The sequence below is a fragment of the Kiloniella sp. genome (genome assembly GCF_965205715.1).
Taxonomy (GTDB): Bacteria; Pseudomonadota; Alphaproteobacteria; order Kiloniellales; family Kiloniellaceae; genus Kiloniella.
This window is the reverse complement of the sequence record NZ_CBDBHW010000014.1, coordinates 1859346-1872428: the sequence shown is the minus strand read 5'-3', so window position 1 is coordinate 1872428 and position 13083 is coordinate 1859346. Positions and strand designations below refer to the sequence as shown.

The 13083-nt window shown below is 47.9% G+C and carries 16 protein-coding genes; 6 read left to right on the top strand and 10 right to left on the bottom strand.

Translation table 11 applies throughout. The features are described 5' to 3' along the window. The first annotated feature begins 3 nt into the window (after positions 1–3). Together ACOGW3_RS26090 and ACOGW3_RS26085 are read left to right on the top strand one after the other, a co-directional pair. Positions 4–681 carry an SCO family protein gene (locus tag ACOGW3_RS26090; protein WP_419905600.1) on the top strand — a complete coding sequence of 226 codons (678 nt, stop codon included), beginning with the start codon at positions 4–6 and terminating at the stop codon, positions 679–681. A gap of 96 nt (positions 682–777) precedes the next feature. After that, positions 778–1731 carry an AEC family transporter gene (locus ACOGW3_RS26085; RefSeq protein WP_419905599.1) on the top strand — a complete coding sequence of 318 codons (954 nt, stop codon included), beginning with the start codon at positions 778–780 and terminating at the stop codon, positions 1729–1731. A 15-nt stretch (positions 1732–1746) separates the two neighbouring features. Here ACOGW3_RS26085 and ACOGW3_RS26080 read toward each other — a convergent pair whose 3' ends face one another. Continuing rightward, positions 1747–2289, bottom strand: a complete 543-nt coding sequence (locus tag ACOGW3_RS26080; protein ID WP_419905598.1) for an Lrp/AsnC family transcriptional regulator — start codon at positions 2287–2289, stop codon at positions 1747–1749. Positions 2290–2357: 68 nt separating this feature from the next. Between ACOGW3_RS26080 and ACOGW3_RS26075 the strand changes: the two genes are divergently transcribed. Next, a complete protein-coding gene (locus ACOGW3_RS26075) occupies positions 2358–3533 on the top strand; it encodes an MFS transporter (protein WP_419905597.1) in 1176 nt (391 codons plus the stop codon). Positions 3534–3585: 52 nt separating this feature from the next. Here the strand turns inward: ACOGW3_RS26075 and ACOGW3_RS26070 are convergent, their stop codons facing one another. The 7 genes from ACOGW3_RS26070 to ACOGW3_RS26040 all read right to left on the bottom strand — a co-directional run bounded on the left by ACOGW3_RS26070 (position 3586) and on the right by ACOGW3_RS26040 (position 9178). Then, positions 3586–3942, bottom strand: coding sequence for a nitrile hydratase accessory protein (locus tag ACOGW3_RS26070; RefSeq protein WP_419905596.1), 357 nt, complete (start codon positions 3940–3942; stop codon positions 3586–3588). Continuing rightward, positions 3939–4601, bottom strand: a complete 663-nt coding sequence (gene nthB / locus ACOGW3_RS26065) for a nitrile hydratase subunit beta (RefSeq protein ID WP_419905595.1) — start codon at positions 4599–4601, stop codon at positions 3939–3941. The genes ACOGW3_RS26070 and nthB overlap by 4 nt, the downstream gene beginning before the upstream one ends. Then, the gene (gene nthA / locus ACOGW3_RS26060) at positions 4598–5242 is read right to left on the bottom strand and encodes a nitrile hydratase subunit alpha (protein ID WP_419905594.1); all 645 of its coding nucleotides are present in this window, start codon (positions 5240–5242) and stop codon (positions 4598–4600) included. Before nthA ends, nthB begins: the two co-directional genes overlap by 4 nt. A gap of 140 nt (positions 5243–5382) precedes the next feature. Next, a complete protein-coding gene (gene chrA / locus ACOGW3_RS26055) occupies positions 5383–6687 on the bottom strand; it encodes a chromate efflux transporter (RefSeq protein ID WP_419905593.1) in 1305 nt (434 codons plus the stop codon). A 4-nt stretch (positions 6688–6691) separates the two neighbouring features. After that, the gene (locus ACOGW3_RS26050) at positions 6692–7510 is read right to left on the bottom strand and encodes a chromate resistance protein ChrB domain-containing protein (protein ID WP_419905592.1); all 819 of its coding nucleotides are present in this window, start codon (positions 7508–7510) and stop codon (positions 6692–6694) included. A 222-nt stretch (positions 7511–7732) separates the two neighbouring features. Continuing rightward, on the bottom strand, positions 7733–8767 hold the full coding sequence (locus ACOGW3_RS26045) for a permease (RefSeq protein WP_419905591.1): 1035 nt from the start codon (positions 8765–8767) through the stop codon (positions 7733–7735). Positions 8768–8881: 114 nt separating this feature from the next. Further along, on the bottom strand, positions 8882–9178 hold the full coding sequence (locus ACOGW3_RS26040) for an ArsR/SmtB family transcription factor (protein ID WP_419905590.1): 297 nt from the start codon (positions 9176–9178) through the stop codon (positions 8882–8884). 250 nt (positions 9179–9428) lie between these two features. On the opposite strand from ACOGW3_RS26040, the gene ACOGW3_RS26035 reads away from it, so the two are divergent. Beyond that, on the top strand, positions 9429–9752 hold the full coding sequence (locus ACOGW3_RS26035) for a LysR family transcriptional regulator (protein ID WP_419905589.1): 324 nt from the start codon (positions 9429–9431) through the stop codon (positions 9750–9752). Between the two features lie 6 nt (positions 9753–9758). Here the strand turns inward: ACOGW3_RS26035 and ACOGW3_RS26030 are convergent, their stop codons facing one another. Continuing rightward, positions 9759–10991, bottom strand: coding sequence for an ISL3 family transposase (locus tag ACOGW3_RS26030; protein WP_419901077.1), 1233 nt, complete (start codon positions 10989–10991; stop codon positions 9759–9761). On the opposite strand from ACOGW3_RS26030, the gene ACOGW3_RS26025 reads away from it, so the two are divergent. Then, positions 10978–11112, top strand: a complete 135-nt coding sequence (locus ACOGW3_RS26025) for a hypothetical protein (RefSeq protein WP_419905588.1) — start codon at positions 10978–10980, stop codon at positions 11110–11112. The two genes, ACOGW3_RS26030 and ACOGW3_RS26025, sit on opposite strands and share 14 nt — an antisense overlap. A 6-nt stretch (positions 11113–11118) precedes the next feature. On the opposite strand, the gene ACOGW3_RS26020 is transcribed toward ACOGW3_RS26025, so the two are convergent. After that, entirely contained in the window at positions 11119–12351 is a 1233-nt protein-coding gene (locus tag ACOGW3_RS26020) for an ISL3 family transposase (RefSeq protein WP_419901077.1), read from the bottom strand. On the opposite strand from ACOGW3_RS26020, the gene ACOGW3_RS26015 reads away from it, so the two are divergent. Continuing rightward, on the top strand, positions 12338–13051 hold the full coding sequence (locus ACOGW3_RS26015) for a substrate binding domain-containing protein (RefSeq protein WP_419905587.1): 714 nt from the start codon (positions 12338–12340) through the stop codon (positions 13049–13051). The genes ACOGW3_RS26020 and ACOGW3_RS26015 overlap by 14 nt on opposite strands. Positions 13052–13083 lie beyond the last annotated feature (32 nt).

Sequence of the window (13083 nt, the reverse complement as noted above, 5' to 3'; positions counted from 1 at the left end):
TTCATGCGAATTAAAGTTAGTATTGCCGCGTTTATGGCGAGTGTATTGATGTGTGTTGGCACAGCTTTCTCTGCAGAAACATCTGTTACGCATGAAAGCCATTCTACAGCGAAGAAAGCAGATAAACCAAAATCGCCCCCCGCTTTAAACGCTCTGTTTGGTGGCCCATTTGAACTGAAAGACCACAAGGGAAATACTAGGAAAGACAGTGACTGGGATGGGAAGTTCAAGTTGGTCTTTTTTGGCTATACCAACTGCCCTGCGATCTGCCCGACGACGTTACAAGATATGACAGATGCTCTGGATCTTCTCGGCGATGATGCCAAGGAAATTCAGCCCCTGTTCATCACGGTAGATCCCGAAAGAGATACCGTAGAAGTCCTGGAGGAATATGTCTCTTCGTTTTACCCAAGTTTAGTCGGTCTGACCGGAACTGAAGATCAGATAAGCAAGGTTGCCAAAAGCTACCGGGTGCAACGCCATAAAATCCTGCTCTCAGAAGAAGATCATTCGGGGCATGGCAGTGGTCATGGAGGTGGTGAGGTCAATTATGATGCAGCCCACAGCACCCTGACTTATCTGATGAGCCGTGATGGCAAGTTCTTGACCCTGTTTCCCTATGATACACGTGGGGAAGTCATGGCCAAGCGTTTGCGCGGTTATTTGAGCGGATCATCCTGATCGGGTTTGATGTCTGATTGGAAAACTGTTTAAAGTGTGAGGCTAACCCCTCACACTTTTTTTATTCCTATCGCTTCCTTATTGTCCGGACATTCCATGCTTGTTGTTTTCGAGAGTATTTTTCCAATCTTTGCCATCATCCTTCTCGGGTTTGGGCTTCGGAAGAGCAACTTTGTGCCAAAAGAGCACTGGCGCGTATTGGAAGAGCTCTGCTTTTGGATCTTCTTTCCCTGTATTTTGGCAACGACTTTAATCAAGGCAGATCTGTCTGCGATAGAGCTTGGCCCTTATGTCTTTACGCTTCTCGCGATGATGGCGACGATGGCCGGGATCACCTTGTTACAGTGGCCACTTCTTAAACGATTTTGGGGGACACGCAGGGGGCAGTTTTCTACCGTTTACCAGGCGACGACCCGGTGGCACGGTTTTATTGCCTTGGCGATTGTTTTAAAGCTTTACGGTGAGGACGGCGGGGCTTTGATTGCCTTGGCAATGGCGGTTATGGTGCCGATCCTGCAGGTGACAAATATCCTCATTCTGGCTGCCTTTTCAGACCATGATAACCAGGCGGGACCATCCTTATCCAAGGTGGCGAAGACCATTATTGTCAATCCTCTGTTATGGGGAGTGTTGATCGGTCTCATCCTTAATCTTCTGTCTGTTGAAGTTTGGGACCCCGCTTTGACCATGGCAGATTTACTTGGACGCGCCGCGCTCAGTATGTCCCTTCTTGCTCTTGGCGCAGGGTTGAGTTTGAAAGCAGCTTTAAAGCCATCAAAAGAGCTTCTTGTTGGGTTAATTGGGAAGTTGTTTATCACTCCTGCCGTTATGGCAGGCTGGGCTCTTTGGTTTGGCGTATCCGGAATGTCGATCTCGGTATTGATGGTAAGCGCATCGGTACCAACAGCGATGAACGGTTATCTCCTGGCAAAAAAAATGGGGGGCGATGCGGACCTCTATGCCGCGACATCGACTGTTCAGACCGTGGTATCTTTTCTGAGCATCCCTTTTATTTTATGGCTTGCGAAAGCCTATGCAGGAGGCATTTGAGTTTCTAGCACCGATTTATTCCAAACCGTCTTTGAACTGCTTCATAACAAGCCCTTCGCTAATGTCTGCCTGAACGGGACGCTCTAGGTACGTGGTCAGGGCGACGTAACTCTTTGTGCTGCGAACGCCCGGCAATTCGTAGAGTTTTGCTAAAAAGCCCTCAAGTGCCTCACTGTTTTCCAGTCGGACTTTTAAGAGCATGCAGGAGTCCCCGGTAACGGAGTGCATTTCTTCGAGCTCTGGTAATTTTGAGAGCTCCATTAACTCCTTGGTTTTTCCCCACCCTTCAGTATCGAGATGGACGAAGGCAAGCAATGGCTTGCCTACGGATGGCCCATCTAAAAGAGCCGCGGTGCCTTTTATCCGGCCCGAGGAGCGCAGGCGTTTCACTCTTTCGTGGACTGCCGGGGCAGAGAGACCGACTTTTGTGCTGAGGTCTGCGTAGCTGGTATCTGCATCTTTTGTCAGCTCACCTAATATTTTTCGGTCAATGTTATCCAGGCTACGCGGTGGTTGGCCTGAATTCCGAATATTATCTGGTTTTTTGTCATTCTGCATTTTGGCCTCTTCACAATATTACATTCGGTAATTATCGTTCTTAGCTGTATACGAATCAAGGTGCAGTTATGATTACACTTCCCATCCTTATACTGACACTCTCAGTTGCTATTGTTGGAGCAAACTCTTTGGTCCTAAGCCCGATTGCGGGATCGGTTGCCAGCTCTTTTGTGGGAACCGAAGCTTCAGGTATAATGATTGCCTCGGCTACCTACGGAATCTGTACAGCGGTATCTGCGCTCTTTTTGGCGCCACTTTCGGATCGTCTCGGCGGGAAGCCAGTGTTGCTTGTTGCTATGTTCTTGCTAGCTTTGGCCCTTGGCTTATCTGCACTGGCGCCAACCTTATTGATTTTGTGTGTGGCACAAGGATTATCCGGGGTAGCTGCAGGTGTCGCGCTGCCAGCATCTTATGGTCTGGCTGTGCAACTAGCAGCCAAAGGGCGGGAGAGTGAGACGTTGGGTGTCGTCCTCACGGGATGGACCCTTAGTCTTGTTGTTGGTGTCAGTATATCTGCCCTCATTGCCGACTTCGTTCATTGGAGAGGTGTCTATATTTTTATGGCTGTATTAGCAGCCTGTGTGACCCTAAGTATTTATCTCACGGGAGCTTGGGGCGCGACTGCTGTCTCAAGTCTTGCCAAAGGAAAATCGACCTCTCCTCTGACTGCATTGCGTGTGCCGGGAATAGGGCGAGCTCTATTGGTTTGTGCCTCTTATATGATCGCTTTTTATGGTCTTTACACTTATTTGGGTGGGCACCTGCAACAAGAGCTCGGGCAGTCCACGGCGGCTTCGGGTCTCACAACTCTTAGTTATGGGATCGGCTTTGGCGGTGCGGTATTACTGGATAAATTTATCGATCGCCATGGTGCAGCTTATGTCGCTCCATTTGTGTTTATTGGCCTTGTCCTGACTTATTTGGGAATATCTTTTGTATCGGTTTCGTTTGTCGGCCTAGTCGGGTTCTGTCTCGTTTGGGGAATGATGAACCATCTTGGCCTCAACCTTGTCGTCGGACGGCTTGTCTCTCTGGATGAAAGCCAGCGTGGCGCGATAATGGGGATTAATTCGTCTGTGACTTATCTCTGTGTCTTTATCGGTGCTATGGCTTTTAAACCGATTTTTGATAACGCAGGGTATGCTGTTTGCGGGCTTGTCTCCGCTACTTGCATCCTGCCCGCGGTCATCGATGGTATTGTAACCAGGCGCCAAAATGGACTTGCCAAGGAAAGCGCCGCTTGAAGAATAGGCCCCATGGATATCGGCCTGTGCAAACTTTGAGAGAAGAGGCTTCTTATAATTCTACAGGTTGACCGTGAGGGGTGCGAAGATATGCCTGCCGCCATTCTTCTTTTCGAGAAGTCATGTCGTCCGGGCTTACAGCCCCTTTTTGAGACACGATTTTTTCCAGAGTGTTGAGCCAGTGATTGTAATAGGTATCGCCTAAATCTGGATCACCCGCGGCCTGAGCGCGTTTGACTTCTTTGCTAAAAGTATCAACCCATTCTGCCCAGGTGAAATGGCCCTCATCACATAGGCGCACCGCGAGGGCAAAGGCTTGAGCTTGCCAGGGTTCAGCAAAGACGGGGCCTTCTTCATCTGTCGGCAGGTTGGGAAGGTTTTTGCAAAAATATGTCGTTGTATCGCTCATGCTTTTTCCAGATAACTCTGCCAGAGATCAACATGGATCGTACTGTCGTTATCAGGTCCCCAAAGAGTGTTGCCATCAAAAGAAACGTTATAGAGGTGCTGCCCGATTTTGTTTCCTTTTGAGTTTTCGTCCGGAAGAATGAAGCTGCCGTGATAGTCACTAACAGTAGCGATATGACCACGAACGTATCTTGGGGCCCGGGTATGACCTGTCGGATTGAATTGGATGACGCGGACTTTGTCGCCGATCTTGAATTTCTGCGGATCGTCCGTGGCAAAATCGCAGGGACCACCAGAACCAAGAATACCTGCGACATCCTCAGCGGGGGCGCATTTATCCTTGAGAGTATCAGGTGTCGGGTCCAGGGCCTTGCCTTGTGCGAGTTCTTCCGGGGAAACGATGCCTCTTTCCACCAGCAGAGTTTCTAAGCCAGCGAGCCAATTTTCGTAATAGCTGTTGGATAGATAGGTCACGGGATGTTGGCGTTCGCGGGCATGGCGGGAAATATCAATATTCCACTGTCCAAGCCAACCAGCGGTTAAGGTCAGGCCAAGAGCGCGTTTCTCCCACTCCGCATGAAACAAAGGCTCTTCACGCTCTGGTTCGGGATTGATTGGGCCAAGACCGTGCATGCCACCAAGATCGTGAGCGCCGTTCATGATGTTTCCCCAGCTTGTATGGCTTTTAGCTCAGTTGGGGTGAGTGCCAGTTCAACACCAATCATGGAGTTTCTACTGACAAGATCCTCGAGCTGTTGCGAAGTCCAGCCATCAGTACCTTCCGGTCTTTGTGGAAGAACAAGGAACCGCATTTCAGAAGTTGAATCCCAAACCGAGATCTTGGTACCTTCAGGCAATGTTGTCCCGAATTCGGCAAGAACTCCTTTGGGGTCAGATACGGCCTGAGCTCGGTAGGGCGCGGACTTGTACCAAACCGGTGGAAGGCCAAGAACTGTCCAGGGATAACAAGAGCATAGGGTGCATACGACAAGGTTATGTCGGGTATTTGTGTTCTCAACCACCTTCATATGCTCGCCTTGGCGACCAGCATACCCCATAGAATTGATTGCTGTGTTTGCGTCATTGAGAAGTAAATCTTTAAAATCTGGATCGGTCCAGGCGCGGGCAACAACTTTTGCGCCGTTACGCGGTCCAACCTTGGTCTCATAAGTTTCAATGATGGCGTCAATAGCAGCAGGATCAACCAACCCCTTTTCCACGAGAAGAGATTCTAGGGCTTTCACCCGGAGGGCCGGATCCGAAGGCGGATCTGTGTGGTCGTGTGGATGATCGTGCCCCATGATATCTTCCTGCTCTTTGTCGAGTTAACTTTTGATAACGCTAACATATCAATTAGGTATGGCAAAAGGTATCGGCAAGAGTGGGCTTCAAAAGAAGGTGAGAAAGAAAGGAGCCAATACCATTTGGCCCCTCTTTTTCATCACGCGATCCAAATCAAACCTAGGCCTCCCAGAGAGGCTGTTAGCAGGACGCGGGTTAGTCCCCAGTGGAATTTGAAGATTAAGAGGCCGCAAATCGATGACAACAGAATGACGCGCCAATCAAGAGAGCTTAGTTCTGGTATCCAAAGTTTGATGGGGCCAACATTCTGAGGGGTAACCTCGGTAAAGAACACGTGCAACCCGAACCAGATGGAGAGATTCAAGATAACGCCAACCACCGCGGCCGCGATACCGGCCAGAGCCCCTCGAAGTCTCGGTTGGGCTCCGATCCAATCGATGTACGGGGCGCCGGCAAAAATCCACAGGAAACAAGGGGAAAAGGTGACCCAAAGAGTGAGCAGGGCGCCGAGTAAACCAAGTCCTATGCCACCTTCCCTAAAGGCTGCAAGAAAGCCAACAAACTCGGTTACCAGTATCAACGGCCCGGGTGTGGTTTCCGCAAGGCCAAGGCCATCCATCATCTCGCCAGCCGTTAGCCATCCGAAATGTGTGACCACATCCTGTGACATATAGGCTAGGACCGCGTAGGCCCCGCCAAAGGTAACAACAGCGAGTTTGGAGAAAAACACCCCGATATCATTCAAAATAGAGTTCTCTACAAAGACATGCAGGACAACAAGAGGGGTAAGCCAGACCAGAAGCCAGATGATAATGGTCACGACAGTTGCGGAAAGGGTTCTCTTTATCGGCTCAGTTTTTTTCTCGTGTTCTTCTAATGTAGCGCTTCGGAGAAATCCAAATAGTGCTGCCGTTAGAATGATCAGCGGGAATGGGAGATCGAGAAAGAAAATCCCGACAAAGGCCAAAGCCGCAATGATCCAGTGCTCGGGAAGGTGTAACACCTTCTTTGCTATTCGATGCAGAGCCTCGATAACGATAACCAAGACACATGCCTTTACCCCTAGAAACAATGCGCTCACGAGAGGGACATCACCATAAAGTCCGTAGATCGCCGCAAAGGACAGGACAACCAAAGCACCCGGGATCACAAACAGCAAACCTGCCATGAGCCCGCCGATTACACCGTGTAATCGCCAGCCGGTATAGGTTGCAAGCTGCATGGCTTCGGGCCCAGGAAGCAGCATGCAAAAACTTAAGGCGTTCAGGTATTGCCTTTCCGTCAGCCATTTTCTTTCGTCGACAATAATGCGGTGCATTAAAGCAATTTGTGCTGTTGGGCCCCCGAATGAAAGCAGCCCAACTTTGAGCCAAATGTTGAACGCATCTAAAAGCGAGGGTACGGGCGGATTGTTTAAATCCGCCTTCATATCAAGAGATGTCATTGAATTAACTCCGCACCGAAGCGGCTGGCCAGTCATGGCCTTCTTTAGTGGCATCACGCGCCCAGCGATAAAAGGCATCATAAAGTGTCATCCCTGCCTCTAACTGGGCGAGATCATCACGGTACATGCGTGATAAGCCAAGGGAGGCAGCGAGTAATCCGGCTGCTTCTGGGGCGAGATCATGCCGGTTGGTATCAGCGCCGCGAATAATAGTTGCCAATCGGTTTAAGGCTTCAGTTTCAAGTCCGAATTCTTCAACCATGGTATCAAAGGTGCAACGTTCGTCGCGATGGCTCCAGAATACGTCCTCCACATCGAAGGGGATGGCATCAAATTTATCAGCGACATCGAGTACTTCGGAAGGGGCGACAAATAGAATTTGTGCATTTCTGTCGATAAAGCGGCGAATAAACCAAGGGCAGGCCATGCGGTCAATTTTGGGACGGTGTCTGGTCACCCAGACAGTGCGGCCTTCGGCATTGCGTTCCGGCATATGAGTTTGCAATACAAGAGGAGCACCGTTATCTCTCCAACCATTAAATCCGCCTTCGAGGGATTCAACCTGTACACCGTGATCACGCAATATCGCGACCACACCCTGGCTGATTTTCTTACCTTTATGACAACTCACGACAACTCGGGATGAGCCGAGCTTCGGTACAAGCGATGTGATATCGCGAAAGGAATGTCTGAATGATTGTGGAATCAGCCTCGGATCTTCTGCGAAATCTTCATCAATACGCAGGTCGATGATTATCGGGCAATCAGGTGTGCCGATAAGGCGTGTTAGTTGTGATACTGTTATTTCTGTTGGTGATGGCATAGCGCATCCTCCCACACTTTGGTGTTGATCAGGATGCGAAACTTGGGCTGACGCCTCACGGGGTGTTCGCAAGCCCCATGCCCTTGAATTTACAAACTGCAGCCCTTCAGGTCAATGGGGTAATGCCGATTGCTTGTTCCTGGGAGTATGTTTCATGAAGATTAAGAGATAAAGAATACTCCAGAACAAGAAGTCTGGAGTATTCTTATCCACCTTGTTTTATTAAGACACAAGCCAGAGTTCAAAGGCGTACCCGGCTGTAATTGATCCTAAGAGACCTAGAGATAGGTAAAGGAAAAAGGTTGGCTTTTTCACCAAGGCGTAGACGCTCATTGCCGCTGGGATAGACGATACCGAACCTGCCAGCATAAAGGTCATTCCCGTTCCGGCACCCATACCGAGTTCCATAAGACTGTTTATGGTTGGGATTGCAGCGTAGCCGTTGAGATAGGCCGGGATACCAATCAAGGCCCCAAGGGGAATGGACCACCATTGGTCATCACCAAAGAGTAGGGCAACCTTGTCCACTGGAAGATATGCGACCATCAGGCTCTCAAACAAAAAGGCGAGCGCAAGCCATTTGAACAGGAACCAGCTGTTTGTTATCGCCTCATTTTTAAAAAGTTGTTTGCGATCGGCGGAATGCCAAAACTTCCAATAGATACGGTTATCGGCTTGGCTAGAGGGGGCACAGCTAGACCCGCAGCCGCCCTGTTCCTGAGGTCGCATGATATCTTGAAAGAAACCTGCACGGACCATTGTATAAGCGATGAGCCCGCCGCTTAACCCCATCAAGAATGCGGCAATGGTTTTGAATGTGGTGAACTCTATACCAAAAACGGCGCTGGTGAGGATAAACATTTCGGGATCCATTAAGGGCGAAGATATCCAAAAAGCCATCACAGGGGCCAATGGAACACCCGCTCTTAACAGACCCGAGATCAAGGGGATAACCCCGCAGGAGCAAAAGGGAGATAACGTACCAAACAATGCCGCAACACTGATACTCACCACCGGGTTACCAGAGGAAATACTGTTGACCTTGCTGTCGAGATTACTGGCCTTGGTATAAGCCGCGACCCCAATTGAAAGTAAGATGAAGGGGAGTATGCCAAACATGCTCTCAAAAGCAAACGCAAGTGAAGGCAACAGTTGGTTATGATCAAGAGTTGCTATTAATAGTAATGTGGCAATAAACGCGAGAACAACACGGTCCCAGCGAAAGTTACTTATTTTGGTGAGTTCGATAAATGACATGCTTATTACCTTATTTCTAGAATAGTCGAAATAATTAATCGTAAAAAAATCAATTGTTGTGGCTATTCTCAAATTTAATTTCGAAGGTTAATTTGTTGTGCTTACGGGGTTACTTCAACACTTCTGCAAGCCTTTACAGCAGTCTTCCATGAGGTACTCCAATAGATTATTGGTGAGTTCGTAATCTAAGCGACAGCGAAGGACACGGCCTTCACGGGATTGGATCAGTAATCCCGATGCGATCATATGCGATATATGGTGGGATAAGGTAGAGTGCGGCATATCCAACTCTTTTTGAATATCGCCCACAGCTAAGCCTTCTTCTCCGGCTTTAACCAGTAGCCGAAACATTGCTAATCGGGCAGGGTTCCCAAGTTTAGCAAAACAGACAGCAGCCTTATCTAATTCCATCATAATCTCAATATTTATATTTCGACTATTATCGAAATAATACTTTGTGGCTCTTTTGTCAAGGCAGTGTTTGATTGTCTATATCATAACCTAAGGCAAAGAGAAGCGATAGAAATAATTAGGTTTATGGAATAGATCGGGAATAGCTTGATAAATCACTAACTTGCAAAATAAAAGTCATGTACACATATTAAATGGCGTAAGAGAAACTCAATTCTGAAATTATTTATTAATAGCGAGTAAGCGAGCCATGCGGTTAGAAGATTTGCGGTTTTTTGTTCGTGTTGCGGAACTCAATAACCTTTCAGCTGCTGGCCGTGACTTTGGCCTTTCCCCTTCTGCTGCGAGTGCGCGACTGGTTACTTTGGAAAAAACCGTAGGGCGTCAGCTCGTAATCCGTACGACACGACAATTAACGGTGACAGAAGCTGGGAAAACTCTGACAAAACATACGCTAACGGCTTTACAAGAAATGGATACAGCCATGTCTCTGCTGAGAGAGGATAAAGCTGACATTAAAGGAGAGCTCAAAATATCGAGCAGTATGTTTTTTGGCACTTCTCCGCTTTGTTGAGTAGATTTAGGATTTCAAATAGAGCATAGATTGATTATCTGGAATGGATGATTGTCTAATTTTGAGTTTGAAGTATTCGGTATCCTTGATGCCTCTGGCTCGCTTACGGATCATTCCTATACTGACATTACCAGCCTCTATCCTGGCGCTTGTGAGCTTGTGTTTGGCGTAGTTGCAGATGCCCACACAATGTTTCCGTAGGGATTTCGCGAACTTTTTTAGATAGAGCATCTGTGACTGATCTGCTATCAGGCACCAACGTTCCAGTTGCTCCGCCATCGCCTCAAATGAAGCGGCACTCCACAGCAGCTGAAGCTGTTCTTTCAAGACGTAAAGTGCATTCAGGTTGCTATTGCTCTCCAGCAACCTTTGCAGCTTGTCACTTTGTTTTTCACTCAACTTATCCGCATTTTTGAGCAACAGATAATGTGTCCCTTTCATCAACTCTTTACCACTTGGATCGGCCTTTCTGAACTCAAGTCGACGCTGATTATGGATAGCTTTGCTGTAGTTTTTCATGACGTGGAAACGGTCAAATACTATGTCGGCCAACGGCAAGGACTCTCTGACAGCCTTTTGGTAGGCAGGCCCCATATCCATCGCTACGGCCTTTATTTTGCAGGCTGTATCTGGTTGCAGTTGTTTCAAAAACCTTGAAAAAACCTCGGCAGTTCGGCCTGCTTCAACCCAGATCAGATGACCGCCAACCATATCGTAGACCACCGTCATGTAGTCATGACCTTTCGCCCGGGCAACTTCATCTACACCAATATATTCCAAGCCAGTTAGCTCTGCAGGATCAAGCGTAGGGAGAGTTTCAATAAGGTATGCCCTGTCGATATTCTTGACCGTTTCCCATCGTATATCCAAATGTCTGGAAACCGCTTGAATAGACATATGCCGACATAATCCACTGATCAGTCGGCAAAATCGGTGAGTGAAACGGCACCCTTTATCAACAAAATCACACCCCTCAATGCGGCGTTCGCCCTTGTTAATATAAACCTGCGCCAGCTCAATCTCGACCACACAAGGATACCCAAAAAGGGGGATGTCGTTTACTTGTCGGCGGACATGCTGGTTGATGCTTCCCTTCTGGCCTGTAGCAGGGTCTATAGCCCTCCTACGCGCGTCTCGGCTGCAGTGAATGACAATCTTAACACCGCCGTCATCCAGTTTAATTTCATTTACACGTTGCCCTTTGAGGCCTAAAATATGCTGCGAGATGTTGATTGTCATATACCTGCTCTATGTAAAGTTATCAGAAACCATACATATCAACAGGTTACTTGGCGGTCGGCATCTTTTTCTACTCAACAAAGCGGAGAAGAGCCTAAAAGGCACTTCTCCGCTTTGTTGAGTAGATTTAGGATTTCAAATAGAGCATAGATTGATTATCTGGAATGGATGATTGTCTAATTTTGAGTTTGAAGTATTCGGTATCCTTGATGCCTCTGGCTCGCTTACGGATCATTCCTATACTGACATTACCAGCCTCTATCCTGGCGCTTGTGAGCTTGTGTTTGGCGTAGTTGCAGATGCCCACACAATGTTTCCGTAGGGATTTCGCGAACTTTTTTAGATAGAGCATCTGTGACTGATCTGCTATCAGGCACCAACGTTCCAGTTGCTCCGCCATCGCCTCAAATGAAGCGGCACTCCACAGCAGCTGAAGCTGTTCTTTCAAGACGTAAAGTGCATTCAGGTTGCTATTGCTCTCCAGCAACCTTTGCAGCTTGTCACTTTGTTTTTCACTCAACTTATCCGCATTTTTGAGCAACAGATAATGCGTCCCTTTCATCAACTCTTTACCACTTGGATCGGCCTTTCTGAACTCAAGTCGACGCTGATTATGGATAGCTTTGCTGTAGTTTTTCATGACGTGGAAACGGTCAAATACTATGTCGGCCAACGGCAAGGACTCTCTGACAGCCTTTTGGTAGGCAGGCCCCATATCCATCGCTACGGCCTTTATTTTGCAGGCTGTATCTGGTTGCAGTTGTTTCAAAAACCTTGAAAAAACCTCGGCAGTTCGGCCTGCTTCAACCCAGATCAGATGACCGCCAACCATATCGTAGACCACCGTCATGTAGTCATGACCTTTCGCCCGGGCAACTTCATCTACACCAATATATTCCAAGCCAGTTAGCTCTGCAGGATCAAGCGTAGGGAGAGTTTCAATAAGGTATGCCCTGTCGATATTCTTGACCGTTTCCCATCGTATATCCAAATGTCTGGAAACCGCTTGAATAGACATATGCCGACATAATCCACTGATCAGTCGGCAAAATCGGTGAGTGAAACGGCACCCTTTATCAACAAAATCACACCCCTCAATGCGGCGTTCGCCCTTGTTAATATAAACCTGCGCCAGCTCAATCTCGACCACACAAGGATACCCAAAAAGGGGGATGTCGTTTACTTGTCGGCGGACATGCTGGTTGATGCTTCCCTTCTGGCCTGTAGCAGGGTCTATAGCCCTCCTACGCGCGTCTCGGCTGCAGTGAATGACAATCTTAACACCGCCGTCATCCAGTTTAATTTCATTTACACGTTGCCCTTTGAGGCCTAAAATATGCTGCGAGATGTTGATTGTCATATACCTGCTCTATGTAAAGTTATCAGAAACCATACATATCAACAGGTTACTTGGCGGTCGGCATCTTTTTCTACTCAACAAAGCGGAGAAGAGCCTGTTTTTTGGCCGAAAACATGTTTTGCCCTATCTAAAGGAGTTCATGGAACTGCACCCTGGGCTTACAATAGAGCTTAGTTTTTCGGATCGTTTGGTGGATGTTATTGCTGAAGGATTTGATCTGGCGATTAGGTCCGCTGAGTTAAAGGACTCTAGCCTAAAGGCACGTAAAATCACCAATCACAGGCGTGTTCTATGTGCTTCGCCTGATTATATCAAAAAAAGCGGCCTACCCAGTCATCCCGAAGATTTGAGATCGCACGAATGTATTGGCGTATCTTCAATTCCTAAGTGGCGGTTTGGTGGGATTGAGGGCGAGATCTCAATCGCCGTCGATACACTGATCAAAGAAGATAGCGGAGTTTATGCCCATGAAGCCGTGCTTAACGGTCTTGGTATTACCGTGAAATCAATCACGCATATATGGGAAGACTTGAGAGAAGGACGTTTGGTTGAAATCCTTCCCGGATTCCCGATCCTTAATAGTGGGGAAATCTGGGCGGTATATCCCCCGGGTAATATTACAGATCCTAAGGTCACAATTTTTATTGATTTTCTCAAGTCAAAATATGGTTCCTCACCCTACTGGGAAGCACCTTTTTAGAATGCTTTGTGGGATAGAGTGAGGAACCATCA

Excerpts from the sequence above, each read along its gene's own strand:
- ACOGW3_RS26040 (WP_419905590.1), bottom strand. The coding sequence starts at position 9,178 with ATGGAATTAGATAAGGCTGCTGTCTGTTTTGCTAAACTTGGGAACCCT.
- ACOGW3_RS26080 (WP_419905598.1), bottom strand. The coding sequence starts at position 2,289 with ATGCAGAATGACAAAAAACCAGATAATATTCGGAATTCAGGCCAACCA.
- ACOGW3_RS26050 (WP_419905592.1), bottom strand. The coding sequence starts at position 7,510 with ATGCCATCACCAACAGAAATAACAGTATCACAACTAACACGCCTTATC.
- nthB (WP_419905595.1), bottom strand. The coding sequence starts at position 4,601 with ATGAACGGCGCTCACGATCTTGGTGGCATGCACGGTCTTGGCCCAATC.
- ACOGW3_RS26020 (WP_419901077.1), bottom strand. The coding sequence starts at position 12,351 with ATGACAATCAACATCTCGCAGCATATTTTAGGCCTCAAAGGGCAACGT.
- ACOGW3_RS26030 (WP_419901077.1), bottom strand. The coding sequence starts at position 10,991 with ATGACAATCAACATCTCGCAGCATATTTTAGGCCTCAAAGGGCAACGT.
- ACOGW3_RS26085 (WP_419905599.1), top strand. The coding sequence starts at position 778 with ATGCTTGTTGTTTTCGAGAGTATTTTTCCAATCTTTGCCATCATCCTT.
- ACOGW3_RS26015 (WP_419905587.1), top strand. The coding sequence starts at position 12,338 with ATGTTGATTGTCATATACCTGCTCTATGTAAAGTTATCAGAAACCATA.
- ACOGW3_RS26045 (WP_419905591.1), bottom strand. The coding sequence starts at position 8,767 with ATGTCATTTATCGAACTCACCAAAATAAGTAACTTTCGCTGGGACCGT.
- ACOGW3_RS26025 (WP_419905588.1), top strand. The coding sequence starts at position 10,978 with ATGTTGATTGTCATATACCTGCTCTATGTAAAGTTATCAGAAACCATA.
- ACOGW3_RS26090 (WP_419905600.1), top strand. The coding sequence starts at position 4 with ATGCGAATTAAAGTTAGTATTGCCGCGTTTATGGCGAGTGTATTGATG.
- ACOGW3_RS26035 (WP_419905589.1), top strand. The coding sequence starts at position 9,429 with ATGCGGTTAGAAGATTTGCGGTTTTTTGTTCGTGTTGCGGAACTCAAT.
- ACOGW3_RS26070 (WP_419905596.1), bottom strand. The coding sequence starts at position 3,942 with ATGAGCGATACAACGACATATTTTTGCAAAAACCTTCCCAACCTGCCG.
- ACOGW3_RS26075 (WP_419905597.1), top strand. The coding sequence starts at position 2,358 with ATGATTACACTTCCCATCCTTATACTGACACTCTCAGTTGCTATTGTT.
- nthA (WP_419905594.1), bottom strand. The coding sequence starts at position 5,242 with ATGGGGCACGATCATCCACACGACCACACAGATCCGCCTTCGGATCCG.
- chrA (WP_419905593.1), bottom strand. The coding sequence starts at position 6,687 with ATGACATCTCTTGATATGAAGGCGGATTTAAACAATCCGCCCGTACCC.